The organism is Pseudomonas sp. IT-196MI5, from assembly GCF_949767415.1.
GTDB lineage: Bacteria > Pseudomonadota > Gammaproteobacteria > Pseudomonadales > Pseudomonadaceae > Aquipseudomonas.
On the sequence record NZ_CATKPZ010000022.1, the window covers coordinates 222,360 to 248,887 of the forward strand.

The following is a 26,528-nucleotide window of genomic DNA, read 5'->3' on the forward strand; positions in this document are numbered from 1 at the left end:
TTTTTTGTTGTCTGGCGCTCTTTTCCATCATGGTCGGAACGCGTTTTTCGCCGAGGCAGGATCCCCATCCTGGTCGCGGTTTACTGCTGGGTGCAGCGATAGGATGTTTCGTGTAGTTTCAGAAACGAAAAAATATAGACAAGAAACGCAACTGTCAAAGGTCGAAAGTGAACCATTGGTCACAAAAAAAACATTCGTTGCATGAATGAATGAGTCACTGGGGGATGGGGTGGCCAGGCAATGGCGTCATGGATGCGCCGCCGTAGAGCCTTTTAACGATCAATGTCCTAGAATCGGGCGCAGTATTTTTCTTCTGCCGCCCAGTCTGGAGCTGTCATGACCCCCGCATTGGATTTGTTGAAAAAGGTTCGGGCCGAACATCGCGTACACAACTACGAACATGACCCGAAGGCCGCCTCCTACGGGCTGGAAGCGGCGGAAAAACTCGGGCTCGATCCTGCGCAGGTGTTCAAGACCCTGCTGGCGGCCAGCGAAAAAGGCGAGTTGCTGGTGGCCGTGGTGCCGGTTGTCGGCAGCCTGGACTTGAAAGGGCTGGCCCACGCCGCGGGAGTGAAAAAGGTCGAAATGGCCGACCCGGCGGCAGCGCAGCGCTCTACGGGTTATCTGTTGGGCGGGATCAGTCCTTTGGGGCAGAAAAAGCGTTTGCGTACCTTCATTGATAATTCGGCCCAGCCCTTCGCCAGCATTTTTGTCAGTGCGGGTCGACGCGGGCTGGAAGTTGAGCTGGCACCGGCCGTGCTGGCCGAGCACACCCAGGCGAAGTTTGCCGATATCGGTCGGGCGTGAGCATTGAAGCAAGTGCAGCGCTGTATGGTGAAAATCAGCCCGCTCTGTCACTGGCGTTGGTTCGGCCGGCGCTGCATGCTCAGCGGACAAACCAAGGGAGAAGGTTATGCAGCTTGAGTTTCATCAGGTCGACGCGTTCAGCAATCAGCCATTCAGTGGTAACCCGGCGATGGTCTATCGGCTCGATACCTGGCTCGCCGATGAATTGATGCAGAAGATTGCCGCCGAGCACAACCTCGCCGAAACAGCATTTGTCGTGCGCGAAGGGCAGGGCTGGCACATCCGCTGGTTTACGCCGACCACCGAGGTGCCATTGTGCGGTCACGCGACGTTGGCCAGTGCCTATGTGCTGTTTGAGATCTATAAAGAACCGGTCGAGCGACTGGACTTTACCTGCAAATCCGGCCCGTTGAGCGTGACCCGAGAGGGTGGGCGCCTGTGGCTGGATTTCCCGGCGATCACTGCGTCGCCAGTGAACCTGATCCCGGACATCGAGCGTGCACTGGGCGTGAAGCCTGTCGAGGTACTGGGCTCGAATGAGCTGTTCGTGGTGCTGGAGTCGGAGCAAGCCGTGCTCGACTGCAAGCCGGACATGGTGGCCCTGGCGAAACTGCCATGGTTGGGCGCCATCGTGACGGCGCGTGGCAGCCAGTACGATTTCGTTTCCCGCTACTTCGCCCCGGCAATCGGCATCAATGAAGACCCGGTGACCGGATCGACCCATTGCCTTTTGATTCCGTACTGGTCAAAGCGTTTGGGCAAGTCGAGCCTGACGGCTTTTCAGCGTTCGGCGCGGGGCGGGGAACTGTTCTGTCGACTGGAAGGCGATCGAGTGAATATCGGCGGTAATGCGACGCTCGTGGCAAGCGGAACGCTGATGCTGGGCTAATGCCAGTCCAATGTGGGAGCGAGCTTGCTCGCGATAGCGGTGGATCAGTCAACATCGCTGTTGAATTTGAAACCGTCATCGCGAGCGAGCTCGCTCCCACAGGGATTGTGTTGTTTAGCTAGCGGTGCTGTACCGCCGGACACCTGATTCGAGAGCAGGAATCTGCGCCGCCGTGCTGCCGGACGCCTGGAATAGCACCAGGTGTTCAGCCGCGACACGAATACCCACATCCGCCCCAACCTGGCGATCGACATGGCTCGGGAAGATTGATTCCAGCTGTGCGCCTGTCGGCAGCTGCAAGCGATACAGGGTCGAGGCACCCAGGAACGTCTTGCCGGCAATTCGCGCCTTCAGTGCGCTGTCCGGCGCGTAGACGATATCGTCCGGGCGCAGCAACACGTCCACGGCACCGCCTACCGGCCAGGTGTAGGCCCGGTTGCCGCGCAATTCGCCGAGCTCGGTTTGCACCGACTCCGGGCTGCTCAACTGACCGCGAATGAAATAACCCTGGCCGATGAAACTCGCCACGAAGGGGGTCAGCGGTTCGTGATACAGGTTGTAGGGCGTATCCCATTGTTCCAGGCGACCTTCCTTGAACACGCCAACGTGGTCACTGACTGCGAAGGCTTCTTCCTGGTCGTGAGTCACCAGAATCGCGCTGGTGCCTCGGGCCTTGAGGATGCCGCGTACTTCGTGGCTGAGCTTGCGGCGCAATTCACCATCGAGGTTGGAGAACGGCTCGTCGAGCAGCAGCAATTGCGGATCGGGCGCCAGTGCGCGGGCCAGGGCGACACGTTGCTGCTGGCCACCTGAAAGTTCGTGGGGGAAGCGCTTGCCGAGGTTCTTCAGGTTGACCAGTTCCAGCAGTTCTTCGGTCACACGATCCTTTTGCGGATGCTTGCGAATGCCAAAAGCGATGTTGTCGGCCACGGTCAAATGCGGAAACAGCGCGTAGTCCTGGAACACCATGCCAATGCGACGTTTCTCCGGCGCGAGGGTGAAGCCGGCACTGGAAATGGTTTCGCCTGCCAGCTGGATTTCGCCTTCATGTACCGGTTCAAAACCGGCAATCGCCCGTAGTGTGGTGGTCTTGCCGCAGCCCGAAGAGCCGAGCAGGCAACCGATGTCACCAGCGTTCAGATGCAGGTTCAGGTTCTGTACCACACGCTGGTCCTGATAGCCGCAGGCGAGGTTACGCAGGTTAAGCAGTAATGGATGGCTCATGCGTGGTGATACGCCGGCTCGACGAGAAACTCGAGCAAGGCCTTCTGCGCGTGCAGGCGGTTTTCGGCTTGATCCCAGGCCACCGAACGTTTGTCGTCGAGCAGGTCGACGCTGATTTCTTCGCCGCGGTGCGCTGGCAGGCAATGCATGAACAGTACGTCTTCAGCGGCCAGGTCAAGCAGGGCGCGGTTGACCTGGTACGGTGCGAACAGCTGCAGACGCTTGGCGGTTTCTTCTTCCTGACCCATGGAGGTCCAGACGTCGGTGCTCACCAGGTGTGCACCGCGAACGGCTTCTTTCGGGTCGCGAACGATGGTGACCCGGTCGCCGGCCTTGGCCACGAATTCAGGATTGGGCTCGTAGCCTTCCGGGCAGGCCACGCGCAACTGGAAGTCGAACTGGATCGCCGCTTCTATATAACTGTTGCACATGTTGTTGCCGTCGCCGATCCAGGCCACGGTCTTGCCCTGGATGGAGCCGCGGTGTTCGAGGAAGGTCTGCATGTCCGCCAGCAACTGGCACGGATGCAGGTCATCGGACAGGCCGTTGATCACCGGCACGCGGGAGTTGGCGGCGAATTCGGTCAGGTTGCTGTGGGCAAAGGTACGGATCATCACTGCGTCGAGCATGCTCGACATGACGATGGCGCAGTCGCCGATCGGCTCGCCACGGCCCAATTGGGTGTCACGTGGCGACAGGAAGATCGCCTGGCCGCCGAGCTGGATCATGCCCGCCTCGAAGGAGATCCGGGTGCGGGTCGAGGATTTCTCGAAAATCATCCCCAGGACGCGGTTTTTCAAAGGCTCGAACAGTACGCCGCGGTTACGCAGGTCCTTGAGCTCAACGCCTCGACGGATCACGCTGACCAGCTCTTCGGGCGTGCAATCCATCAGGGAGAGAAAGTGCCTTGCGCTCATCATTGACTACCTTTTTGCTACAAACCGCAGATGCTCAAAGCCTTGTTTGACGGAACAACGGGCGAGACCTGCGGCGTAAGCCGCACGGGGCGACGAAATAGGGGAAGGCGCGATCTTATAATTAAATGTCGCGTCTTACCAATAGGGCTACAGTTTTTAGGGAGTTTCAGAGGTGCTACGGGTTCACCGAGGTAGCGCTTTTGAAGCCTGTTTCCTGATAGCAGCGCCTCATTTGTACACCGGCCCCTCGGGGCTTGGCAATCAGGCTGGGCGGCAATGGTGCGCTGACAGTCGGTTTCTGACTTGTCATTGATCAGCACCGGGCTCGACGAACACGGGAGCCTGATCGGCGAGGTGGGTGGCGTGCATGTCCCTCGCGGGCCGATTGAAACCTTTCGGGAACTCCAGTTGCAGGCGCCGCCCAGGCTGCCTTCGACCTGAACTGCGGTGGCCATCGGCTGGCCTGATATCCACCGATTCACAAGACGCACGTCGCTGGCGTGGCGGCGGGTCTGGCGCCATAGTTTTGTTTCCGCGGCCATCGTTGCCCGCCCCTGACAAAACAGAGACTGGCCATGACCAAGACTCTCCATCACCGTGCGTGCCATTTGTGCGAAGCCATTTGTGGCCTGACCATCGAAACCACCGAGCCCGAAGGCGGTAACGTCCAGATCACATCGATCAAGGGCGACCCCCAGGACACGTTCAGCCGTGGGCATATCTGCCCCAAAGCCGTGGCGCTGCAAGACATCCAGAACGATCCGGATCGCCTGCATCGGCCGATGCAGCGGGTGGGCAATGAGTGGCAGCCCATCGAGTGGGAAGCGGCATTCAATCTGGTCGCCGAACGCCTCGCCGCCATTCAGGAGCGTCACGGGCAAAACGCCGTGGCGGTCTATCAGGGCAACCCGAGCGTGCACAATTACGGGCTGATGACCCACAGCAACTACTTCCTCGGCCTGCTGAAAACCCGTAACCGGTTTTCCGCCACCTCGGTCGATCAATTACCCCATCACCTGACCAGTCATTTGATGTACGGCCACGGGTTGTTGCTGCCGATTCCGGACATCGATCACACCGATTTCATGCTGATCCTGGGCGGCAACCCACTGGCTTCGAACGGCAGCATCATGACCGTGCCGGATGTGGAAAAACGCTTGAAGGCGATACAGGCCCGGGGTGGCAAAGTGGTGGTGGTCGACCCTCGTCGCAGTGAAACGGCGGCGATGGCCGATCAGCATCTGTTCGTGCGCCCGGGCGGTGATGCGGCATTGTTGTTCGGCCTGCTCAACACCTTATTCGCTGAAGGTCTGACCCGCGACAGCCATCTGCCGGTGGACGGCCTGGAGGACGTGCGGGAGGCCGTCGTGCGGTTCACCGCCGAAGCCATGAGCCCGTTGTGCGCCGTACCGGCCGAACAGATCCGCCAATTGGCGCGGGACTTCGCCGCGGCACCGAGTGCAGTCTGCTATGGCCGCATGGGCGTTTCGACCCAGGTCTTCGGTACGCTGTGCCACTGGGTGGTGCAGTTGATCAATCTGGTCACCGGCAATCTCGATCGCGTAGGTGGTGCCTTGTGCACTGAGCCAGCAGTGGACCTGGTGGCGTCGACCTCAGGCGGGCATTTCAATCTGTGGCAGAGCCGGGTTTCCGGGCGCCCGGAATACGCCGGAGAACTGCCAGTGTCGGCGCTGGCCGAGGAGATGCTCACCGAGGGGGAAGGGCAGGCGCGGGCGCTGATCACGGTGGCGGGCAATCCGGTGCTGTCCACGCCTAATGGCCGAAAGCTCGAGCAGGCGCTGGACGGGCTGGAATTCATGGTCAGTATCGACCTGTACATCAATGAAACCACGCGTTACGCCGACTTGATCCTGCCGTCCACATCGGCGCTGGAAAACGACCATTACGACACCACATTCAACTTGTTTGCGGTGCGCAACGTCAGTCGTTTCAATCGCGCCATCCTCGCCAAGCCCGAAGGTGCATTGCACGACTGGGAGATCTTCGTCGGGTTGGCCAAGGCATTTGCCGCCAGGACCGGCAAAGAGTTGAAGCCCACCATCGCCCCCGCACACATGATCGATCGCGGCCTGCGCATGGGGATGTACGGCGACAATTCAGAGCACAAGCTGTCGCTGGCGACCTTGTTCGATCATCCCCATGGTGTCGATCTTGGCGCGCTCAAGCCTAACCTGACACCACGCCTGAAGACTGCCAATCAACGCATCCAGGCCGCACCGGCCGCGATTCTCGCTGACCTGGCGCGCTTTGCAGCCTTGAAGGCACCGGCCGCCGACGAGTTGTTGATGATTGGCCGCCGGCATGTGCGCAGCAACAACTCATGGATGCATAATTATCATCGCTTGGTGAAGGGCAAGCCGCGTCATCAGTTACTGATGCATCCGGACGACCTGGCCAGTCGCGGTCTCAGCGACGGACAGCGTGTGCGGGTCAGCTCGCGGGTGGGGGAGATCGAAGTCGAAGTGCTTGGCAGTCTGGACATGATGAAGGGCGTGGTCAGCCTGCCTCACGGCTGGGGTCACGCGCGGCCAGGCGTGCAAATGTCGATTGCCAGCAGTCAGCCGGGTTCAAGCGCCAACGACCTGACCGACGAACGCCAGATTGACGAACTGTCGGGAAATGCCGCGCTCAATGGCGTGCCAGTGACTGTGGCGGCGGCTTGAATCATACTGACGGAGAGACCGAGCAGGGCGCTCGGCTTTCCGTTACAATGCGCCACCGTGCCGACCCATGAGTCGGAAAGTTCAGCCGAGGTGCTCCATGGATATCATCGAAACGATTAAAGAGCAGATTGCCAACAACACCATTCTGCTTTACATGAAAGGCTCGCCGAATGCCCCGCAGTGCGGCTTCTCCGCAAAAGCCGCGCAGGCCGTGATGGCGTGTGGCGAAAAGTTTGCGTACGTGGACATCCTGCAGAACCCGGAAATCCGCGCCAACCTGCCAAAATACGCCAACTGGCCAACCTTCCCGCAACTGTGGGTCGGTGGTGAGCTGGTCGGCGGCAGCGACATCATGACTGAAATGGCGGCTGACGGTTCGCTGCAAGCCACCATCAAGGCTGCTGTCGAAGCCGCTGCTGCCAACAAGTCCGAAGCCTGATTCGGTCCCTGTAGGAGCGAGCTCGCTCGCGATGGACTAAAGAACGCCGCGGGGTGTCAGGCTCCCAGCGTTATCGTTAACGACCATCGCGAGCAAGCTCGCTCCTACAACAGCAGGCAATAAAAAGCCCCGCCTCTATTACAGAGAGCGGGGCTTTTTTAATGCATCGCGATTAACGACGTAGAACTTATTCGTCTTCACCCATCTGCGATTGCAGATAGTTTTCGAGTCCGATTTTATCGATCAGGCCCAACTGGGTTTCCAGCCAGTCGATATGTTCTTCTTCGGACTCGAGGATATCTTCAAGCAGCTCACGGCTACCGAAGTCGCCGACTGTTTCGCAATGAGCGATAGCCACTTTGAGATCCGCGTGACCGATGCGTTCGATACGCAGGTCGCACTCCAGCATTTCCTTGGTGTGCTCACCGATGTGCAGCTTGCCCAGGTCCTGGACGTTCGGCAGGCCTTCAAGGAACAGGATTCGCTTGATCAGCTTGTCCGCGTGCTTCATCTCGTCGATGGATTCGTGGTACTCGTGCTTGCCGAGCTTGTTCAGGCCCCAATCTTCATACATGCGCGCATGCAGGAAGTATTGATTGATCGCGACCAGCTCATTGGCGAGGATCTTGTTGAGATGCTGGATGACTGTAACGTCGCCTTTCATGATGGGGTCCTGCCCTTTATTAGCTGTCAATAGGGCAGAGTTTGAGCCGCGTATTTAAGGGTGTCAAACCTAAGTTATTGAAACTTAAATGAAAATTAATCGGAATAAGAATGTTTGTGTTCCGCGTCTAGAGCATAACCAGTTGATTTTCAGGCATAAAAAAACCGGACATATGTCCGGTTCTTTGAAATTCGATAGTTAAGCCGAGGTAAATTCCGCTGGAAAAGGAATTGCAGCCTGGGCCGTTTGCAGTTTGGTCAGGGTCTCGCGGACCACTTCCTTGGCGAGGCAGGCACATTTGCCGCATTGACTGGCAACGCCGGTGGCCACCCGGACTTCCTTGTAGCTGCAGCATCCTTCATAGATCGCATCGCGGATTTGACCGTCGGTGACGCCAGTGCAGAGGCAAACGTACATAAGGAAGGACCGTCGCTGATTGTGACTCAATTGCGATGGATCTTAATGTTAACGAGAATGATTGTCAAAGTGCTTTCGGCGCACTTTTCGTCATGAGTGGGGGATGGCTGACGAACGGTCTGCCTGGCCAACCGGTGATATAAAACCGATGAGGATTTCATCGTACCGGGAAAAAACAGCTAAGCCAGCTCAAACACGCGGTGTATGATGGACGGTCTTTTGCGACCGGGGATCGTGTCACAGGGCTGTCGCCTCAGGGTGGCAGGCTGATTCGAACCCTGTTTCTCACGCTATTACACCAGGAGATATCCAATGAGCGTACTCGTAGGCAAACAAGCCCCTGACTTCACCGTACCGGCCGTACTCGGCAATGGCGAGATCGTTGACAGCTTCACCCTGTCTTCGGCGATCAAAGGCAAATACGGCCTGGTGTTCTTCTACCCACTGGACTTCACCTTCGTATGCCCGTCCGAGCTGATCGCTCTGGACAACCGCATGTCCGAGTTCAAGGCGCGTAACGTTGAAGTGGTCGCTGTGTCGATCGATTCGCACTTCACCCACAACGCCTGGCGCAACACTCCAGTGAACAATGGCGGTATCGGCCAGGTTCGCTACACCATGGCTGCCGACATCAAGCAGGACATCATGAAGGCCTACGACGTTCAGTCCGCTGACGGCGTGGCTTTCCGTGGCGCGTTCCTGATCGACGACAAAGGCGTTGTCCGCTCGCAGATCATCAACGACCTGCCGCTGGGCCGTAACATGGAAGAGCTGATCCGTCTGGTCGACGCTTTGCAATTCCACGAAGCGCACGGCGAAGTCTGCCCTGCCAACTGGAAAAAAGGCGACAAAGGCATGAACGCTTCGCCAGAGGGCGTTGCGGCTTACCTGACCGAGCACGCTGCCGCTCTGTAAGGCGCACGCTCCAGCTATAAAAAGCAGGTACAAAAAAACCGGCCTTCGAGGCCGGTTTTTTTATGGGCGGGATTTTTGCTCACTGTAGGAGCGAGCCTGCTCGCGATGGTCGTCAACGATGACGCTGGGAGCCTGACACCCCGCAGTGTTCTCTAGTCCATCGCGAGCAGGCTCGCTCCCACAAAGAGCCGACGACATCAATCGTCGAAATCTTCCCAGCCACCCATCTGTTTCCAGCGATTGACGATGCCGCAGAACAGCTCAGCGGTCTTCTCGGTGTCGTAACGGGCCGAGTGAGCCTCGCGGCCATCGAAATCGATGTCCGCTGCCTGACAAGCCTTGGCCAGCACGGTTTGACCGTAGGCCAGGCCCGCGAGCGTCGCGGTATCGAAACTGGAGAACGGGTGGAACGGATTGCGCTTCATGTCCAGGCGCGCAACTGCGGCGTTCAGGAAGCCCAGGTCGAAGCTGCTGTTGTGCCCAACCAAAATCGCCCGTTTGCAGCCGTTGGCCTTCAGCGCCTTGCGCACACCACGGAAAATATCGTTCAGGGCCGACTCTTCACTCACCGCCATGCGCAGCGGGTGATCGAGTTTGATCCCAGTGAACTCCAGGGCCGCCGCTTCGATGTTCGCGCCTTCGAACGGCTCGACACGGAAGAAGTAGGTGTGATCCGGGTAGACAAAACCCTTTTCATCCATGGCGATGGTGGTCGCGGCGATCTCCAGAAGGGCATCGGTGGCCGAATTGAAGCCACCGGTTTCTACGTCGACGACAACCGGCAGGTAACCACGGAACCTGGCCGCCATTGGATGACGAGGGCCACCTCCGCCGCCGTTGCCTTCCAGTTCGTCGTCGAAATGGTCTTCACTCACGCGTGTTCCTCCAGCAGGCGCCAGCGCAGTTTTTCACCGGCGCGCAGCGGGATAACGGTCAGCTCGCCAAATGGCAGGCTGGTCGGGGCGGTCCATTCTTCGCGGACCAGGGTGATGTGATCGGTGTTGGCCGGCAGACCATAGAACCGAGGGCCGTAGAGGCTGGCGAAGGCCTCGAGCTTGTCCAGCGCATTGCGCTGTTCGAAGGCTTCGGCGTACATCTCGATGGCCGCATAGGCGGTGTAGCAACCGGCGCAGCCGCAGGCCGCTTCCTTGGCGTGCTGGGCGTGGGGCGCCGAGTCGGTGCCGAGGAAGAATTTCTCGCTGCCGCTGGTGGCGGCGTCGAGCAGGGCTTCCTGGTGGGTATTGCGCTTGAGGATCGGCAAGCAATAGAAGTGCGGCCGGATCCCGCCCACCAGCATGTGATTGCGGTTGTACAGCAGGTGATGCGCGGTGATGGTCGCGCCCACGTTGGCCGAAGCCGAGTTGACGAACTGCACGGCGTCCGAAGTGGTGATGTGTTCGAAGACCACTTTGAGGGTCGGGAAACGCTCGACCACACGACGCATGTGCTCATCGATGAAGATTTTTTCGCGGTCGAACACGTCGACATCGCCACGGGTGACTTCGCCATGAACCAACAAGGGCATCCCGACTTCGGCCATGGCCTCGAGTGCAGGGAAGATCTTGTCGATGCTGGTGACGCCAGAGTCCGAGTTGGTGGTCGCGCCGGCCGGGTACAGCTTGGCGGCGTGCACGAATCCACTGGCCTTGGCCTCGCGAATTTCTTCAGGTTGGGTGCGGTCGGTCAGGTACAGGACCATCAGCGGCTCGAACGGGCTGCCGGCCGGGCGGGCAGCGAGAATCCGCTGGCGATAGCCGTCGGCTTCGGCCGCGTTGCGCACCGGTGGAACCAGGTTGGGCATGATGATGGCGCGGCCAAAGGTGCGCGCGACATCCGCGACGGTATGGGTCAACACGGCACCATCGCGAAGATGAATGTGCCAGTCGTCGGGACGCAGCAGGGTCAGGCGGTCGGACATGAGGGGATTCCAGGCGGGTCAAACTGAGGGGAATGCTACCGGAAAAGACACTTGCAGGCACTCGCTATCAAGTTTTGCTGGAAGCTTCCGATATCCAACAGGTATGCCGTAAACATGTGTGTGTCGGTCTTTTTGTTGTAGAAGCCAGTGGAGCCTCCTGTGCGCCAGCGTTATTTAGCCTTGCTCAGTGTGTTTGCCAGCCTTCCCGCGATGGCGCTCACTTTCCAGACTCGTCTGGAGAGCATTGAGTGGACGGTCGAAGGTGACAAGTTCGAGTGCCGCCTGACTCAGCCGGTTACCGACTTCGGTTCGGGCGAGTTCGTGCGTCGTGCCGGCGAGCAGGCGACTTTTCGTCTGAAAACCTACAATCCGATGATCGGCGGCGGTTCAGCGACCTTGCTGGCCGCTGCGGCACCGTGGCAACCGGGGCGTGATGATATCAACCTGGGTACGGTGAGAATCGGTAGCGGTAACGTGTTGTTCAGCAGTTCGCAGGTTCAGGCCGGGCGCCTGATCAGCGGACTGATGGACGGTCGCAGCCCGGTGGTTCGCCATTCTTCGGGGGATGGCCGGGTGTCGGAAGTGCGCTTGCTGCCGGTCAGGTTCACCAAGGCGTTTGCCGATTATCAAAGCTGCGTGGCCAAATTGTTGCCGCAGAACTTCGAGCAGGTGAAGCAATCCGACATCGGCTTCCCCGGCGGCGGAATCGAACTCGACAGCGCCGCGAAGGCCAAGCTGCAGGTGATGCTGGAGTACATGAAGGCCGATCCGACAGTCAATCACATCGAGCTCGACGGTCACTCCGACAACAGCGGCAACCGCCTGACCAACCGTGACCTGTCGCGGCGCCGGACCCTGGCAGTGATGGAGTTCTTCAGGGCCAACGGCATCCAGGAGTCGCAAATTACCGTGCGTTTCCATGGCGAGCGTTATCCGCTGGCGCCTAATACCAGCAATGCCAACCGCGCGAAGAACCGTCGGGTAGCGGTGCGCCTGGAGCGCGGAGCACCCGCGGAACAAGTCGCCCCGCAAGCGACGAAAGCGGCCGTTTCGGCCACTTCCTGACTTTTTGGTCATCGTCGCCCTCTCGACATAATCTGTCGCTTCGTCGTCATAAGCTGTCGCGCCACTGTAAATTATTCTGCATGAGCGGTAGACTTCCCGGCTTTCCGTAGAATCCCGTGGAGTGATGGCATGGCGGACGTAAACAAGGTCGTTCTGGCGTATTCCGGCGGCCTGGACACTTCGGTGATCCTCAAGTGGCTGCAGGATACTTATAACTGTGAAGTGGTGACCTTCACCGCTGACCTGGGTCAGGGCGAAGAGGTCGAACCTGCACGCGCCAAGGCTCAGGCCATGGGCGTCAAAGAGATCTACATCGACGACTTGCGCGAAGAGTTCGTGCGCGATTTCGTTTTCCCGATGTTCCGCGCCAACACCGTTTACGAAGGCGAGTACCTGCTGGGTACTTCCATCGCTCGTCCGCTGATCGCCAAGCGCCTGATCGAAATCGCCAACGAAACCGGCGCTGACGCCATTTCCCATGGCGCCACCGGCAAGGGTAACGACCAGGTTCGTTTCGAACTCGGCGCCTACGCCTTGAAGCCTGGTGTGAAAGTGATCGCTCCGTGGCGCGAATGGGACCTGCTGTCCCGTGAAAAGCTGATGGATTACGCCGCGAAGCACGCGATTCCGATCGAGCGTCACGGCAAGAAGAAATCCCCGTACTCGATGGATGCCAACCTGCTGCACATCTCCTATGAAGGCGGCGTGCTGGAAGACACCTGGACCGAGCACGAAGAAGACATGTGGAAATGGACCGTCTCCCCGGAGAACGCTCCAGACAAACCGCAATACCTGGAACTGACCTACCGCAACGGCGACATCGTCGCGCTGGACGGCGTCGAAATGACTCCGGCCACCGTGCTGGCGACCTTGAACCGTATCGGTGGTGAACACGGCATCGGTCGTCTCGACATCGTCGAGAACCGTTATGTGGGCATGAAGTCCCGTGGCTGCTACGAAACCCCTGGCGGCACCATCATGCTGCGCGCTCACCGTGCGATCGAATCGATCACCCTGGACCGCGAAGTAGCTCACCTCAAGGACGAGCTGATGCCGAAATATGCCAGCCTGATCTACACCGGTTACTGGTGGAGCCCTGAGCGTCTGATGCTGCAACAAATGATCGATGCGTCCCAGGCCCACGTGAACGGTGTTGTGCGCCTGAAGCTGTACAAGGGCAATGTGATCGTTACGGGTCGCAAGTCTGACGAATCGTTGTTCGACGCCAACATCGCGACCTTCGAAGAAGATGGTGGCGCGTACAACCAGGCGGATGCAGCGGGCTTCATCAAGCTCAACGCCTTGCGCATGCGCATTGCAGCGAACAAAGGCCGGAAGCTGTTCTGAGACCTTTGAGATCGTGATGGATGCCTGATCTCGTCCAGGACGAGGTCAGGCACCTGAAAACGGGGTGTGACGCCAGTTACTACGTTGTCGTGTGTTTGCGTTTGCGCTGACGATTTCCTGTTTTTCTCCTTCCAGTGGTCTGTCCTGTTCTACGTGTTGTTGTCTGCTGGTTGTCCGGCTTGATCAATGACCGACAACCTGTGCGAGTCCAGATTGTAGGCCACATAAAAGGCGGCACTGCGCTTCCTGGCCTGCTTTGAATATTTAAGCGCACTGGCTTTCAGTAAAGCCTCCGAAACGGCACACGTGACAAACAGAATCACGTACGCCGTCTTTTCCCGCGGCCTCTGGATTTTTTCCAGCAGCGCTCCAAACTCGACCTCTTTGCTCATCCAGCGTGCATCCACGATGTACAGGTCTTTTATAAACTCCGGTAACTGAAGTTGATGCTGAACAAATACGGTGGAGTGCAGGCCAATCTCCGTTGGCGGGCCCTGTGCGCCGCAGGGCGTCCGAGCTGACTGCCGGTCATCCGTTGACGTTTCCACAGCAGAACTCCCAGAGGACTTCCCGGCCGCCTTTTTTTCCGGCCGCCCGGCATCATCCATGACTCTCATGAAGTGTTTGCCCTTTTCAAAGTCGGAAGGCGCATACAGTGATCTGTAGTTGAAGTTGAGTGTCGCGAAAAAAAGCAAAAGTAAATAAAACGGAAAACTGATCAGAAACCAGACATAGAGTTCTCTTTCCTCTTGGTCAAGGAAGGGTAGAGAAACGGCTGCCGAAGTCTCAGAGAGCGCTGCGAATATCGCGATAATTGTCATCGGGTTGTTAATTCGTTTTTTATCATGTTCTATATTCATGCTCTATTGTCTTTTCTCGAATGGTTTATGGGAATGGTTTGATGTAATAGTTGTTGTGTTTTCTTCGGTTTTTTAAGTGTTGGTGGTGCTTTAATGATTGCTCAAAAAATATTATTTGCTGTAAGAGTAATTGGATGCTTGGTGTGTGATATTTCTGGTGTGAGTGTTGAGTGCGAAAATATCAGTTACGTTTTAACGAAGGAGTAGAGACTTATGTTTGTCAAGGCGCGACTGTTCAGGCCGGATCTCGGAAAATTTTGGTCGTATATCGATAGAGGTAGCTGCTGGAAAGTGCGACAGACTGACGCTGACACAGTTTTCAACTCATTCCGTTCGAGGGGTTTTTGTAGGAGAAATCCGTGTTGTTTGTAGGGGATGTCTCTTGGTGTGGGTGTCCGGAAGGGGCGACATGCCATGGGTGAAACGACTAGGCTATTGTGCGGACTCTAAAAATTCGAACAGCGAAAATTGGACTTGCCCATGAATAAAGTGCTGATCGTGGATGATCACCCCGTCATTCGTCTTGCGGTACGTATGCTAATGGAACGTCATGGCTACGAAGTTATTGCAGAAACTGATAATGGTGTGGATGCACTGCAACTGGCCCGTGAACTTATGCCGGATATTGTCATTCTGGATATCGGGATTCCGAAGCTGGACGGATTGGAAGTCATCGCGCGTTTGTCTTCGACCTCAATGCCGATGAAAGTTCTGATCCTGACTTCCCAGGCACCGGGGCATTTTTCAATGCGTTGCATGCAATCCGGTGCGGCCGGTTATGTCTGCAAACAACAAGACCTGACGGAGTTGCTCAGTGCGATAAAGGCCGTGTTGTCAGGCTACAGTTATTTTCCTAATCAAGCCTTGCATACCGTGCGTTGCAGTTTGGGGAACGCCAGTGAGGCCGATATGGTTGATCGATTGTCAGGACGGGAAATGATGGTCCTGCAACAGTTGGCCCGAGGAAAGACCAATAAGGAGATTGCCGATGGAATGTTTCTCAGCAATAAAACAGTCAGTACTTACAAGACCCGCCTTTTGCTCAAACTGAATGCGAGGTCTCTGGTCGATTTGATCGAGTTGGCACAACGCAATGGTCTGGTGTAATGACGTAGCTGTGCGACAAGGGGTGTCAACCAGAGTATGGCACTTAAAAAAAAGCCTCCGTTTCGGGAGGCTTTCAGGTGTCATAAGTCAAAATCGTAATCGGCCAATTGCTTTTGCAGTCGGCGCTCCTCCAGCAGATTGTCGATGGTGCGGCGTTTGCTCAGATTAGTTTTCGCTGCTTCAACCACCGGCTCGGCGTCATCGGTTTCGGCGGTGGTGAAGTCGTCTTCTACGTCCAATTGCTCATTGCCAGTACTCATTTAGTTACTCCAGGCTAAGAAGGCCTTTGGCGCTCCTTATATCGACAATCTCCCGGCGGGTAAAAAAGATTTTTTCAATCGACAATTCAATAAACCTAATAGCGCCTCAATCGTCGGAGGTTTTGTGCTTGTATTCGCACAGGTCCTCGATCCGGCAGCTCCCGCATCGGGGCTTGCGGGCCAGGCAAACATAGCGGCCGTGAAGGATCAGCCAGTGGTGGGAGTCGAGCAGGTACTCCCGGGGTACGAATTTCATCAGCTTTTTCTCGACTTCCACCACATTCTTGCCGGGAGCAATGCCAGTCCGGTTGCTGACCCTGAAAATATGCGTGTCGACGGCCATGGTCAGCTGACGGAATGCCGTATTGAGTACCACATTGGCGGTTTTTCGGCCGACGCCGGGCAGTGCTTCCAGCTCTTCGCGGGTTTGTGGCACTTCACCGGCGTGGCGCTCGACCAGCAGGCGGCAGGTTTCGATCACGTTTTTTGCTTTGCTGTTGTACAGACCGATGGTCTTGATGTACTCCGACAGTCCCTCCACGCCCAGGGCATGGATCGCTGCCGGGGTATTGGCGACCGGGAACAGCTTGGCCGTGGCCTTGTTGACGCCGACATCGGTCGACTGCGCCGAGAGAATCACGGCAATCAGCAATTCGAACGGTGAGGAATAGGCCAGTTCGGTCTTTGGTTCCGGGTTGTCCTCGTGCAGCCTGCGGAAGATTTCCAGACGTTTTGCGGCATTCATGGGCAGTGCGTTTCCTCGAAGACGATCAATGTGTGGACCTGGGTCGCCAGGCCTGCCAGGCGGCGATCAGCAGTCCGAGCAGGATGAACCCGCCAGGGACCAATGTGGCCAGGCGCAGACCGCCATCCGCCATCAGTACCCAACCTTGCCAGTCAGTTTGCGTTGCACTGGACAGCCACGGTAGATGATTTCCAAGTGTTCCGTTGCCGATGAGTTCGCGCAGCAGGCCCAGCGCGATCATCAGCGTGGCAAACAGGCCGTTGAGTCGCAGGCGTTGACGCCAATCGCTCTGAAAGAACCCGGTGTGTTCCAGTACGACGCATTGCAAGGCGATCAACGCGCCATAAAACCCCAGATGCTGCTGCCATTGCAGCGACCAGGCCTGTGCCATGAGTTCCGCGCAACTGGTGAGCGTGGTCGCCAACAGAATGCTGGCCGGCAAGCGGGTCGCCGGGACCAGTCGGGATCGCAGGGCGCCCATGGCCAGGCTGAACAACTGGGTCACCACCATGAACATCAGGCACAGGCCAAGTGCGGCCATCAGCGACTCGGTAGCGCCGATCAGAGGCGTCAGCATCAAGGTGCTGCGCAGGTTCGATGAGTTATCCATGGGCAGGGTTTCCGAGCAGTTGTTGCCGGTGTTCATCGAAATAGCGCAACGCATCGTGGACGGCATTGATCACCGCCCTTGAAGTGATGGTCGCACCGGCGATCTGATCGAACTGCCCCTGATCCTTTTTCAATGCCCAGCCATTGTCGCCCGGTTCTATTCGAGACTTGCCGGAAAAAATCTGAAGCCAGGCGTTGGGCCAGTCGGCGATCCGCGCACCCAGTCCTGGTGTTTCCGACTGTTTGAGGGTCTTGACGCCCAGCAATCTGCCATTGGTGTCGACAGCGATCAACAGGTCGATGGCACCCGCGTAGCCGAGGGTTTGACTGCGCAGCAACACTGCGACGGGGTGATCGGTCCGGGTCGCCAGATAGCCACCGAGCAAGGCACTGTTGGTCAGGGCAGTTGATTCGACCCTGATGGGGTGTTCGAGTGGTTGATTGTCGTAGCTGTCCGGCGCGATCAGGTCTAGCAGATTGCGGCTGTCGATCAGGCGCTGTTCGGCCGCAATGCGCGGCGCGCTGCCGAGCTGCACGAAGTACGTCACACCAAGGCCCAGTGCGGTCAAAAGCACCAGAAGCGCAATGCTTGACGTCCGGCTCATGGTACCTCCGGCTGTTGTCTGGCCGCCACGAACCGCTCCAGTGCTGGCACACACAGGTTCATCAACAGCACGGCAAAGGCGATGCCGTCCGGATAGCCGCCCCAGGTACGAATCAGATAAGTCAGCAGTCCGACGCCGACGCCGAACAGCAGTTTTGCCCCTGGGCTTCTGGCGCCGGACACCGGTTCGGTGATGATGAAGAACGCCCCCAGCATGGTCGCGCCGCTAAGCAGATGAAACAGCGGTGAACCATGGGAGTCGGAGCCCGACCCGTTCCAGCACAGCAGGCTGGTGATGAACAGGCTGACCAGCATGCCGACCGGGGCATGCCAACTGATCACCCGCCGTTGCAGGAGAAACATTCCACCCGCCACAAAGGCCAGGTTCAGCCATTCCACTCCCCGGCCGCCGAAGTGGCCGAATGCCGGGTTGTCGGCAAACAGTTCATCCATGGTCAGGCTTTTGTTGATCCGCAGACTGTCCAGTGCCGTAGCCTGCACCCATGCATCCGGCGGCTGGCCGACACCGAACACTTGCTGCAAGCCACTCAGCAGATCCATGCCATGGGACGAGGGCCAATGGGTCATTGATTGGGGAAAGGTCACCAGCACCAGAGCAAAGCCGAGCATCGCCGGGTTGAAGGGATTCGAGCCGACGCCGCCATACAAGTGCTTGCCAAGCACCATCGCAAAAGCGGCAGCACTGAGGGTCAGCCACCATGGGCAGTAAGGCGGTAGCGCCAGAGCCAGCAAGGTGGCACTGACCAGCGCGCTACCGTCACTCAGGGTTGGTCGCAGCGGCCGCTTGCGCCATTGCACAACAGCGGCCTCGACGGCCAGCGCAGCAGCGGCCGCCAGAACCAGGTTGATCAACACGCCCCAGCCGTATAGCCAGAACGCCGCCAGCATTCCCGGCAGCGTGGCCAACAGCACCAGTTTCATGGCCTGTTGCAGGCGATCATCAACCGCTTCAAGGGCGGGCATGGGCGTCCACCTGACGTTCGGCTTCACCGAGTGCGCGCTCCAGGGCTTCGATTTGTTCCGCCGGTGCTTCGTTGGACAAAGCCTTCTTGAGTTCGGCGCGGCGCATGGCCAACTGGATCTTGGCCCGTTTCAGATCGGCATCATTTGACGACACCGCTACGACCGTCGGCGCGGGGGCCGGTGGTGCGACGCTTTCCAGTTGTGCCAGGTTTTGCTCGGCGGCTTCGAACTGTTGTTGCAGGACGATCAACTGCGATTGCTGTTCGAAGGTCGGCGGATGTCCGAAGGCCTTCAGCGATTTGTGCAGTTGCGCCCGACTCATCGCCACCTCGATTTTCGCCTTTTTCAGCGCGGCATCGGCATTGGCGGCTTTCTGTGCGCGAACACGCTCGAGGGCGGACTGAACCGGGTCGACAGACGCCTCGGCGGGTTGCGCGGCACGTTGCCGGGCCTGGCGCTCGGCGATTTTCTGTTGTTCTTCGCGCTGCAAGCGCGCATTGCGTTGTTCGAAGCGGCGCCGTGCGTGATCGCGCTTGAGGGTGCGGGCCTGCCGCGCTTGCGGTGTGAGGGCCAGGCCCCCGACAACTGGCAATACATTGTCCAGTGGCAGCGGGCGCATTTCGATGCAGTCCACCGGGCATGGTGCTACGCAGAGATCGCAACCGGTGCACTCATCGATGATCACCGTGTGCATCAGTTTGGCCGCGCCGACGATGGCATCGACCGGACAGGCCTGAATGCACTTGGTGCAACCAATGCACTCGGCCTCGCGGATATAGGCGATCTGCGCAGGTGCCGAGCCGCGAGTGGTGTCCAGTTCCAGCACCGGCACCTTCAGCAACTCGGCCAGGGCCGCGATGGTTTCCTTGCCACCGGGCGGACACTTGTTGATCGGCTCACCGCTGGCGATGCCTTCGGCGTACGGCTTGCACCCGGGGTGGCCGCATTTGCCGCATTGGGTTTGCGGCAAGAGTGCGTCGATGCGTTGAATCAGACTCATGTTTTGATCAGTCCGCTGAATCCGAGAAAAGCCACAGCGATCAGGCCGGCACCAATCAGGTCGATCGGCAGGCCGCGAAAGGGCAGGGGAACATCGTTGTCGGCTGTATGTTCACGCAAATCAGTGAACAGGCTCAATACCAGCCAGAAGCCCAGCCCTGCACCCAGGCTCAAGGCTGTGGCATGAAAGAAGCCCTTGTCTTGCTGAGCGTTGAGCAAGGCCACGCCGAGTACGCCAGCATTGCCCAGCAGCAACGGCCAGAGGTCCTCGAACGGCAATGTCGAAAACACCCGGGCCAGCAACTTCAGCAACGGGCTGATCAGCAGCACGCTCAATGGCAGAAACACAAACAGGCGCAACGGCGTCAATTGCAGCGGCACCAGCAGCCAGTGATAGAGCGCGTAGCCGAGCATGCCCACGACCAGCATCAGGCACGTCGTCGCAATGCCCAAGGCATGGACCTGCCGGCGCGGGCTGCCCAGCAGCGGATCGACGCCCAGCGGCCAGTGCAACACAAGGTTGTTGATCAGGGCGGCGCTGATGAGCGTAAGCAGGATCTCGGTCATTGTCGGTGCCGGCAGGAACGGTAGTTTTTGTAGGAGCGAGCTTGCTCGCGATGGACTCAAGAGCGCCACGTTCAACCTGTGGGCACGCATTATCGTTAACGACCATCGTCGGAGCGCCGCCCGGAGCCAGCTCGCTCCTACAGGAGATGGTCTGAAGAGCTTAGGCATTATCCGGCAAGGCGGGAGGGTGGGCCAGACATGAAAATCCCACAGTCGCGCCAGGCACGACTGTGGGATCGGTTCAGCGCAGAAATTTACTTGATGCGCTGACCTGGCTTGGCGCCGCTGTCAGGGCTGAGCAGGTAGATTTCTTCACCGCCAGGGCCCGCCGCCATCACCATGCCTTCGGAAATGCCGAACTTCATTTTCCGTGGCTTGAGGTTGGCGATCATCATGGTCAGGCGACCATTGAGCTTGGACGGGTCCGGGTAGGCACTCTTGATCCCGGAGAACACGTTGCGTTGCTCGTCACCGATGTCCAGGGTCAGGCGCAACAGCTTGTCGGCGCCTTCCACGTGTTCTGCCTTGACGATCAGGGCGACACGCAGGTCGACGGCGGCAAAGGTGTCGAACTCGATTTCCGGCGACAGCGGATCCTTGGCCAGTTCGCCATTGCCGACAGGTGCAGCCTCGCCAGTGTCAGTCTGGCTGGCGGTCAGGTCTTCTTTCGAGGCGTCGGTCATGGCTTGTACCTTGACCGGGTCGATTCGGGTCATCAACGGCTTGAACTCGTTCAACTGATGGTTGCTGAGCAAGGTCGCGTGGTCGTTCCAGGTCAGCGGCGCGACGTTCAGGAACGCCTCGGCGTCGGCGGCCAGCAGCGGCAGCACAGGCTTTAGGAAGATCACCAGTTGGCGGAACAGGTTGACGCCGGTGGCGCAGATGGCCTGGACTTCATCCTGCTTGCCTTCCTGTTTGTTCAGCGACCACGGTGCCTTGTCGGCGATCCAGGCGTTGGCGCGGTCGGCCAGGCCCATGATCTCGCGCATGGCGCGGGCGAAGTCGCGGGCTTCATAGGCGTCGGCAATGCCTGGCGCGGCGGCCAGGAAGGCTTCGGTCAGTTCAGGCGCGGCGTTGGTGTCGACCATCACGCCGGCATTGCCCTTGTTGATGAAGCCGGCGCAACGGCTGGCGATGTTGACGACCTTGCCCACCAGGTCGGAGTTGACCTTCTGCACGAAGTCCTCGAGGTTGAGGTCGAGGTCGTCGACGCCACGGCCCAGCTTGGCTGCGTAGTAATAGCGCAGGTATTCCGGCGACAGGTGGTCCAGGTAAGTGCGGGCCTTGATGAAGGTGCCACGAGACTTGGACATTTTCTGGCCGTTGACGGTCAGGTAGCCGTGCACGTTGATCCCGGTCGGCTTGCGGTAGCCCGCGCCTTCGAGCATGGCTGGCCAGAACAGGGCGTGGAAGTTGACGATGTCCTTGCCGATGAAGTGGTACAGCTCGGCGGTGGAGTCCTTGCCCCAGAACGCGTCGAAGTCCAGCTCCGGCGTACGGTTGCACAGGTTCTTGAAGCTGGCCATGTAGCCGATCGGTGCATCCAGCCACACGTAGAAGTATTTGCCCGGCTCGTCGGGGATTTCAAAACCGAAGTACGGCGCATCGCGGGAGATGTCCCACTGTTGCAGGCCGGCGTCCAGCCATTCGGCGATCTTGTTGGCTACGGCATCCTGCAGGGTGCCGCTGCGGGTCCAGGTTTGCAGCATTTGCTGGAAGTCTGGCAGCTTGAAGAAGAAGTGCTGGGAATCCTTGAGCACCGGGGTGGCACCGGAGATCGCCGACTTCGGATCCTTCAGGTCGGTCGGTGCGTAGGTCGCGCCGCATTTTTCGCAGTTGTCGCCGTACTGGTCTTCGGTGCCGCATTTCGGGCAGGTGCCCTTGATGAAGCGGTCGGCCAGGAACATTTTCTTTTCCGGGTCGAAATACTGGGTGATCGAGCGCGTGGCGATGTGCCCGGCGTCACGCAGCTTCAGGTAGATCTGGCTCGACAGCTCACGGTTTTCTTCGGCGTGAGTGGAGTGGAAGTTATCGAAATCCACCAGGAAGTCGGCAAAGTCGGCGCTGTGTTCAGCCTGGACGTTGGCGATCAGTTGTTCCGGGGTGATGCCTTCCTTTTCCGCGCGCAGCATGATCGCCGAACCGTGGGCGTCGTCGGCGCAGACATAGATACATTGATTGCCGCGGTGCTTCTGGAAGCGCACCCACATATCGGTCTGGATGTATTCCAGCATATGGCCGAGGTGAATCGAACCATTGGCATAGGGCAGGGCGCTGGTGACGAGGATCTTGCGTGGCTCGGACATGGGGCTCGGCTACTTGATGAAACGGAGGTCGGCCACTATAAAGCGCTGGCGCATATTTTTCACCCTGTGAGCCTGTTTCATTGGATGTGCAGACAGAAAAGATCGCAACCCGCGGCAGCTCCTACAGGGAATCGGCGTACATCTGCAGGAGCTGCCGCAGGCTGCGATCTTTTGAGCATCCCGCCAAACGATCAGAACAGGTACGATACCCGTTATCTTTTTCCAGTCCTGTTTTCGGAGTTGCCCATGAGCGCCGTCAATCGCGCAGCGGTGGAAGCCGTCCTTCGCCAATACACCGACCCATACCTGAACCAGGACCCGGTCAGCGCCGGGTGCGTGCGCAACATCGACATCCAGGGCGACCGCGTCAGCGTTCAGCTCGAGTTGGGATACGCCGCCGGCCTGTTCAAGAGTGGTTGGGCACAAATGCTGGAAATGGCTATTCAGGGGCTGGATGGCGTAGCCAGTGCCAAGGTCGACATCACCAGCGTGATTGCCGCACACAAGGCCCAGGCACAGATTCCGGGCCTGGCCAACGTCAAGAACGTGGTGGCCGTGGCGTCTGGCAAGGGCGGCGTGGGCAAATCCACCACGGCGGCCAACCTGGCCCTGGCCCTGGCCCGCGAAGGCGCCAAGGTCGGGATTCTCGATGCAGACATCTACGGTCCGAGCCAAGGCATCATGTTCGGCATCCCTGAGCGCACCCGTCCAGAGGTCAAGGACCAGAAGTGGTTCGTGCCGCTCAAGTCCCATGGTGTCGAAGTGATGTCCATGGCCTTCCTCACCGATGACAACACACCGATGGTCTGGCGTGGTCCGATGGTCTCCGGCGCCTTGCTGCAATTGGTGACCCAGACTGCGTGGGGCGACCTGGACTACCTGGTCATCGACATGCCGCCAGGCACCGGTGACATCCAGTTGACCCTGGCGCAGAAAGTGCCTGTGGCCGGTGCGGTCATCGTGACCACCCCGCAGGACCTGGCATTGCTGGACGCGCGCAAGGGCGTGGAAATGTTCCGCAAGGTCAACATTCCGGTGCTGGGCGTGGTGGAAAACATGGCCGTGCACATCTGCTCCAATTGCGGACATGCCGAGCATCTGTTCGGTGAGGGCGGTGGCGTGAAACTGGCCAACCAGTATGGCGTCGAACTGCTGGCCTCGTTGCCGCTGTCGATGGTCATCCGCGAGCAGGCCGATGGCGGCAAGCCAACGGTGATCGCCGAGCCTGACAGCCAGATCGCCATGGTCTACCAGGAACTGGCCCGCCATGTCGGCGCGCGGATCGTATTGCAGGAAGCGTTGACGCCGGCGATGCCGAATATCAGCGTCAGCGACGACTAATAAGCTGAAATACGAATCCCTGTAGGAGCGAGCCTGCTCGCGATGGTGTATCAGTCGACACCGCGGTGCCTGACACACCTTCGCGAGCAGGCTCGCTCCTACAGTTGTTCTTTGTCGCGTCTTAGATACGCAGCCCGCCATCCATTTCCAGAATCCGACCGGTGTAGTAGTCGTTCTCGAAGATGTATGCCGCCGAATGGGCGATTTCCTCAGGCTTGCCCATGCGCTTGAGCGGGATCCCGGCGGTCATTTTTTCCAGCGCTTCAGGCTTCATGCCCAGAGTCATTTCGGTTTCGATGAAGCCCGGTGCAATGCCGGCGACGCGAATGCCGTAGCGCGCCAGTTCCTTGGCCCAGGTCACGGTCGCCGCAGCGACACCGGCCTTGGCCGCCGAGTAGTTGGTCTGACCGACGTTGCCGGCGCGGGAAATCGACGAGATATTGATGATTGCGCCGCTGTTGTTCAGCTCGACCATTTTCGCCGCGACTTCACGAGTGCACAGGAACACGCCGGTCAGGTTGACGTCGATGACCGCCTGCCACTGGGCCAGGCTCATTTTGGTCATTTCGCCATCCTTGACCTTGAGCAACAGGCCGTCGCGCAGGATCCCGGCGTTGTTGATCAAACCATGGATCGCGCCGAAGTCTTCAGCGACCTGGGCAACCATGTGGGTCACTTGCTCTTCGTTGGCCACGTTGCACAGGTAGGCGCGGGCCTCGACACCTTGGGCCTTGCAGGCCGCGACGGCATCGTCGAGTTTCTCCTGATTGAGGTCGACCAGCGCGAGTTTCGCGCCAAGGCCTGCGAAATACTCGGCCATGGAACGGCCTAAACCCTGGCAACCGCCAGTGATAATGATTACTTTGTCAGTGAGTTGCATTCGCATGCCCCGGTAGCAGGTCTGAGTGGTTTCCTTTAGAGAGCCTCTCGATCTGCGCCTGACCTGGCTTGGCTGCACATGAGAACTGCCCCAATGACGTGCTGGAACTTTCCACCAGCAGCCCGTCCGTTTTTATGACGGATTCTATTTAAGGAGTCATAAATTGAGCGTTGAAGCAGCTAAGCATGCACGAGAATTGCTCCTCAAGGAATACCGTGGGGTGCTTTCGACGCACTCCAAATCGATGCCCGGTTTTCCATTCGGCTCCGTGGTCCCGTACTGCCTGGATGAGCTGGGCCGGCCGCTGATCCTGATCAGCCGCATCGCCCAGCACACGCATAATCTGCAGAAAGATCCGAAATGTTCGCTGTTCGTGGGCGAGCGTGGGGCTGAAGATGTCCAGGCCGTTGGTCGACTGACTTACCTGGCCGAGGCGCAGCAGCTCGAAGACGAAGCCGCCATCGAAGCCGCCTCCGAGCGTTACTACCGCTACTTCCCGGAGTCGCAGGGTTATCACAAGGCCCACGATTTCGATTTCTGGGTGCTCAAGCCTGTACGCCACCGTTATATCGGCGGTTTTGGCGCGATTCACTGGGTCAACGACCTGACCCTGGCCAACCCGTTCGCCGGCAAGGCCGAAGAGAGCATGGTCGAGCACATGAACGCCGACCACGCCAAGGCCATCGCCCATTACGTCGAGCTGGCCGGACTGCCGAAAAACGTGCCTGCGCAAATGGCTGGTATCGACAGCGAAGGCATGCACCTGCGCATTGGCCAGAGTCTGTACTGGTTGCCGTTTCAAGCTCCTTGTAATACGCCGACACAAGTCCGCGAAGCCTTGGTTTCTCTGGCCCACGCCGAGCATTGGCCGAAAAATGAAGTGGCCGATGCTTGAATTCACGAAACGGCGACGTCATCTAAGGTGAACTGGCAAGGCATTCTTGCGTTGAGGAACCATTTGATGCGCCCTTTTTTGTTGCTCTTTCTGCTGTTCCCGGTGTTGGAGCTGTTCGTATTCGTCAAGGTGGCAGGGTCTATCGGGTTTTTCCCGGCCCTGCTACTGATCATTCTCGGCTCGATGTTCGGCGTGTTCGTGCTGCGCGTCGCCGGCCTGGCCACGGCCCTGCGTGCCCGTGAAAGCCTGAACCGCGGCGAGCTGCCGGCCCAGACCATGCTCGAAGGCCTGATGCTGGCATTGGCCGGTGGCCTGCTGATTCTTCCCGGTTTCATCAGCGATGTGATCGGCCTGTTCATGCTGCTGCCGTTCAGTCGTCGTCTGCTGGCCAATAAAATGCGCCAGCGCGCCGAAGAGCAGGCGATGCGTCAGCGAGCGTTCGCCGACGACCTCCAGGCCCGTGGCGGCCCGGCGCCTCGCGAGCCGCTGGGCCGTGAGCCCAACGTGATCGAAGGCGAGTTCGAACACCGCGATACCAAGTAATACGCACATCGACACGGCACCTTCGGGTGCCGTGTTCGTATGCGGGGGCAGCGAACTGAAATTTTTTCGATCCCCACCCTTGTAATAAGCTTATGCGCCCTTATGTAACGGTCACCGCAAGGTTTCTGGCGAACACGCCAGACAGACTTCCGCGGTTCGTTGACGAACCGCAACCGGCACTGCCGGCCTTTGTTAAACCCGCCGGGACTACACCGGCCGATGAAAACCACAATTAGGAGAGATCGACAATGAAGCTTCGTCCTCTGCATGACCGCGTCGTCATCCGTCGCAGCGAAGAAGAAAAGAAAACCGCTGGCGGTATCGTCCTGCCAGGTTCGGCTGCTGAAAAAGCCAACAGCGGCGAAATCCTCGCTGTAGGCACCGGCCGCGTACTGGACAACGGTGAAGTGCGCGCACTGGCTGTAAAAGTGGGCGACAAGGTTGTGTTCGGTCCTTACTCCGGCAGCAACACTGTGAAAGTCGACGGCGAAGACCTGCTGGTAATGAGCGAGAACGAAATCCTCGCTGTTATCGAAGGCTGA

At 58.7% G+C, this 26,528-nt stretch carries 28 protein-coding genes; 12 read left to right on the forward strand and 16 right to left on the reverse strand.

What is annotated here, in order from left to right:
- The first annotated feature begins 336 nt into the window (after window positions 1-336).
- Window positions 337-807: a Cys-tRNA(Pro) deacylase gene (gene ybaK, locus ACM6IK_RS15375; protein WP_414875000.1), complete on the forward strand. Its 471-nt coding sequence runs from the start codon at window positions 337-339 to the stop codon at window positions 805-807.
- 106 nt (window positions 808-913) lie between these two features.
- Window positions 914-1,696 carry a PhzF family phenazine biosynthesis protein gene (locus tag ACM6IK_RS15380; RefSeq protein ID WP_414875001.1) on the forward strand — a complete coding sequence of 261 codons (783 nt, stop codon included), beginning with the start codon at window positions 914-916 and terminating at the stop codon, window positions 1,694-1,696.
- A gap of 114 nt (window positions 1,697-1,810) precedes the next feature.
- Here the strand turns inward: ACM6IK_RS15380 and ACM6IK_RS15385 are convergent, their stop codons facing one another.
- Together ACM6IK_RS15385 and argF are read right to left on the reverse strand one after the other, a co-directional pair.
- Window positions 1,811-2,920, reverse strand: coding sequence for an ABC transporter ATP-binding protein (locus tag ACM6IK_RS15385; RefSeq protein ID WP_414875002.1), 1,110 nt, complete (start codon window positions 2,918-2,920; stop codon window positions 1,811-1,813).
- The gene (argF, locus tag ACM6IK_RS15390; RefSeq protein ID WP_223548151.1) at window positions 2,917-3,837 is read right to left on the reverse strand and encodes an ornithine carbamoyltransferase; all 921 of its coding nucleotides are present in this window, start codon (window positions 3,835-3,837) and stop codon (window positions 2,917-2,919) included. Before argF ends, ACM6IK_RS15385 begins: the two co-directional genes overlap by 4 nt.
- Before the next feature lie 575 nt (window positions 3,838-4,412).
- Here argF and ACM6IK_RS15395 point away from each other — a divergent pair.
- Window positions 4,413-6,521, forward strand: a complete 2,109-nt coding sequence (locus ACM6IK_RS15395; protein WP_414875003.1) for a molybdopterin oxidoreductase family protein — start codon at window positions 4,413-4,415, stop codon at window positions 6,519-6,521.
- 97 nt (window positions 6,522-6,618) lie between these two features.
- Complete coding sequence (grxD, locus tag ACM6IK_RS15400) at window positions 6,619-6,960, forward strand: Grx4 family monothiol glutaredoxin (RefSeq protein ID WP_064679482.1); 342 nt, start codon at window positions 6,619-6,621, stop codon at window positions 6,958-6,960.
- Between the two features lie 187 nt (window positions 6,961-7,147).
- Here the strand turns inward: grxD and bfr are convergent, their stop codons facing one another.
- Together bfr and ACM6IK_RS15410 are read right to left on the reverse strand one after the other, a co-directional pair.
- Window positions 7,148-7,624, reverse strand: a complete 477-nt coding sequence (bfr, locus tag ACM6IK_RS15405) for a bacterioferritin (RefSeq protein ID WP_414875004.1) — start codon at window positions 7,622-7,624, stop codon at window positions 7,148-7,150.
- A gap of 198 nt (window positions 7,625-7,822) precedes the next feature.
- Window positions 7,823-8,041, reverse strand: a complete 219-nt coding sequence (locus tag ACM6IK_RS15410) for a bacterioferritin-associated ferredoxin (protein WP_414875005.1) — start codon at window positions 8,039-8,041, stop codon at window positions 7,823-7,825.
- Window positions 8,042-8,353: 312 nt separating this feature from the next.
- On the opposite strand from ACM6IK_RS15410, the gene ACM6IK_RS15415 reads away from it, so the two are divergent.
- Window positions 8,354-8,956 (forward strand): peroxiredoxin, encoded by a 603-nt coding sequence (locus ACM6IK_RS15415; RefSeq protein ID WP_414875006.1) that lies wholly within the window; start codon window positions 8,354-8,356, stop codon window positions 8,954-8,956.
- Between the two features lie 197 nt (window positions 8,957-9,153).
- Here the strand turns inward: ACM6IK_RS15415 and rnt are convergent, their stop codons facing one another.
- Both rnt and pyrC read right to left on the reverse strand, forming a co-directional pair.
- Window positions 9,154-9,831, reverse strand: a complete 678-nt coding sequence (rnt, locus tag ACM6IK_RS15420; RefSeq protein ID WP_046043606.1) for a ribonuclease T — start codon at window positions 9,829-9,831, stop codon at window positions 9,154-9,156.
- The gene (pyrC, locus tag ACM6IK_RS15425) at window positions 9,828-10,874 is read right to left on the reverse strand and encodes a dihydroorotase (RefSeq protein ID WP_414875007.1); all 1,047 of its coding nucleotides are present in this window, start codon (window positions 10,872-10,874) and stop codon (window positions 9,828-9,830) included. The genes rnt and pyrC overlap by 4 nt, the downstream gene beginning before the upstream one ends.
- Before the next feature lie 159 nt (window positions 10,875-11,033).
- Here pyrC and ACM6IK_RS15430 point away from each other — a divergent pair, with 159 nt between their 5' ends.
- Window positions 11,034-11,939 carry a flagellar protein MotY gene (locus tag ACM6IK_RS15430; RefSeq protein WP_414875008.1) on the forward strand — a complete coding sequence of 302 codons (906 nt, stop codon included), beginning with the start codon at window positions 11,034-11,036 and terminating at the stop codon, window positions 11,937-11,939.
- Window positions 11,940-12,068: 129 nt separating this feature from the next.
- Window positions 12,069-13,286: an argininosuccinate synthase gene (locus ACM6IK_RS15435; RefSeq protein WP_414875009.1), complete on the forward strand. Its 1,218-nt coding sequence runs from the start codon at window positions 12,069-12,071 to the stop codon at window positions 13,284-13,286.
- A gap of 149 nt (window positions 13,287-13,435) precedes the next feature.
- Here ACM6IK_RS15435 and ACM6IK_RS15440 read toward each other — a convergent pair whose 3' ends face one another.
- Window positions 13,436-14,146, reverse strand: coding sequence for a hypothetical protein (locus ACM6IK_RS15440; protein WP_414875010.1), 711 nt, complete (start codon window positions 14,144-14,146; stop codon window positions 13,436-13,438).
- Window positions 14,147-14,626: 480 nt separating this feature from the next.
- On the opposite strand from ACM6IK_RS15440, the gene ACM6IK_RS15445 reads away from it, so the two are divergent.
- A complete protein-coding gene (locus tag ACM6IK_RS15445) occupies window positions 14,627-15,253 on the forward strand; it encodes a response regulator transcription factor (RefSeq protein WP_008053528.1) in 627 nt (208 codons plus the stop codon).
- 80 nt (window positions 15,254-15,333) lie between these two features.
- Here ACM6IK_RS15445 and ACM6IK_RS15450 read toward each other — a convergent pair whose 3' ends face one another.
- From ACM6IK_RS15450 to metG, 8 genes are all read right to left on the reverse strand, one after another.
- Window positions 15,334-15,513, reverse strand: a complete 180-nt coding sequence (locus ACM6IK_RS15450; protein ID WP_414875011.1) for a PA3496 family putative envelope integrity protein — start codon at window positions 15,511-15,513, stop codon at window positions 15,334-15,336.
- Window positions 15,514-15,619: 106 nt separating this feature from the next.
- Window positions 15,620-16,258 carry an endonuclease III gene (gene nth / locus ACM6IK_RS15455; RefSeq protein WP_007972326.1) on the reverse strand — a complete coding sequence of 213 codons (639 nt, stop codon included), beginning with the start codon at window positions 16,256-16,258 and terminating at the stop codon, window positions 15,620-15,622.
- Between the two features lie 25 nt (window positions 16,259-16,283).
- Window positions 16,284-16,868, reverse strand: coding sequence for an Rnf-Nqr domain containing protein (locus tag ACM6IK_RS15460; protein ID WP_414875012.1), 585 nt, complete (start codon window positions 16,866-16,868; stop codon window positions 16,284-16,286).
- The gene (locus tag ACM6IK_RS15465) at window positions 16,861-17,472 is read right to left on the reverse strand and encodes an RnfABCDGE type electron transport complex subunit G (RefSeq protein WP_414875013.1); all 612 of its coding nucleotides are present in this window, start codon (window positions 17,470-17,472) and stop codon (window positions 16,861-16,863) included. The genes ACM6IK_RS15460 and ACM6IK_RS15465 overlap by 8 nt, the downstream gene beginning before the upstream one ends.
- On the reverse strand, window positions 17,469-18,455 hold the full coding sequence (locus tag ACM6IK_RS15470) for an RnfABCDGE type electron transport complex subunit D (protein WP_414875014.1): 987 nt from the start codon (window positions 18,453-18,455) through the stop codon (window positions 17,469-17,471). Before ACM6IK_RS15470 ends, ACM6IK_RS15465 begins: the two co-directional genes overlap by 4 nt.
- Window positions 18,442-19,455 carry an electron transport complex subunit RsxB gene (gene rsxB, locus ACM6IK_RS15475; RefSeq protein ID WP_414875015.1) on the reverse strand — a complete coding sequence of 338 codons (1,014 nt, stop codon included), beginning with the start codon at window positions 19,453-19,455 and terminating at the stop codon, window positions 18,442-18,444. Before rsxB ends, ACM6IK_RS15470 begins: the two co-directional genes overlap by 14 nt.
- Window positions 19,452-20,021 carry an electron transport complex protein RnfA gene (locus tag ACM6IK_RS15480; RefSeq protein WP_414875016.1) on the reverse strand — a complete coding sequence of 190 codons (570 nt, stop codon included), beginning with the start codon at window positions 20,019-20,021 and terminating at the stop codon, window positions 19,452-19,454. Before ACM6IK_RS15480 ends, rsxB begins: the two co-directional genes overlap by 4 nt.
- 254 nt (window positions 20,022-20,275) lie before the next feature.
- Window positions 20,276-22,327: a methionine--tRNA ligase gene (metG, locus tag ACM6IK_RS15485; RefSeq protein ID WP_414875017.1), complete on the reverse strand. Its 2,052-nt coding sequence runs from the start codon at window positions 22,325-22,327 to the stop codon at window positions 20,276-20,278.
- Window positions 22,328-22,573: 246 nt separating this feature from the next.
- On the opposite strand from metG, the gene apbC reads away from it, so the two are divergent.
- Window positions 22,574-23,668 (forward strand): iron-sulfur cluster carrier protein ApbC, encoded by a 1,095-nt coding sequence (gene apbC, locus ACM6IK_RS15490; RefSeq protein ID WP_218426935.1) that lies wholly within the window; start codon window positions 22,574-22,576, stop codon window positions 23,666-23,668.
- Window positions 23,669-23,789: 121 nt separating this feature from the next.
- On the opposite strand, the gene ACM6IK_RS15495 is transcribed toward apbC, so the two are convergent.
- Window positions 23,790-24,548, reverse strand: a complete 759-nt coding sequence (locus tag ACM6IK_RS15495) for an SDR family oxidoreductase (RefSeq protein ID WP_102671225.1) — start codon at window positions 24,546-24,548, stop codon at window positions 23,790-23,792.
- A 163-nt stretch (window positions 24,549-24,711) separates the two neighbouring features.
- Here ACM6IK_RS15495 and ACM6IK_RS15500 point away from each other — a divergent pair, with 163 nt between their 5' ends.
- The 3 genes from ACM6IK_RS15500 (at window position 24,712) to ACM6IK_RS15510 (ending at window position 26,528) form a co-directional block, all read left to right on the forward strand.
- A complete protein-coding gene (locus tag ACM6IK_RS15500; RefSeq protein ID WP_414875018.1) occupies window positions 24,712-25,443 on the forward strand; it encodes a HugZ family protein in 732 nt (243 codons plus the stop codon).
- Between the two features lie 66 nt (window positions 25,444-25,509).
- Window positions 25,510-25,986, forward strand: coding sequence for an FxsA family protein (locus ACM6IK_RS15505; protein WP_218426941.1), 477 nt, complete (start codon window positions 25,510-25,512; stop codon window positions 25,984-25,986).
- Between the two features lie 248 nt (window positions 25,987-26,234).
- Window positions 26,235-26,528: a co-chaperone GroES gene (locus ACM6IK_RS15510; protein ID WP_047532658.1), complete on the forward strand. Its 294-nt coding sequence runs from the start codon at window positions 26,235-26,237 to the stop codon at window positions 26,526-26,528.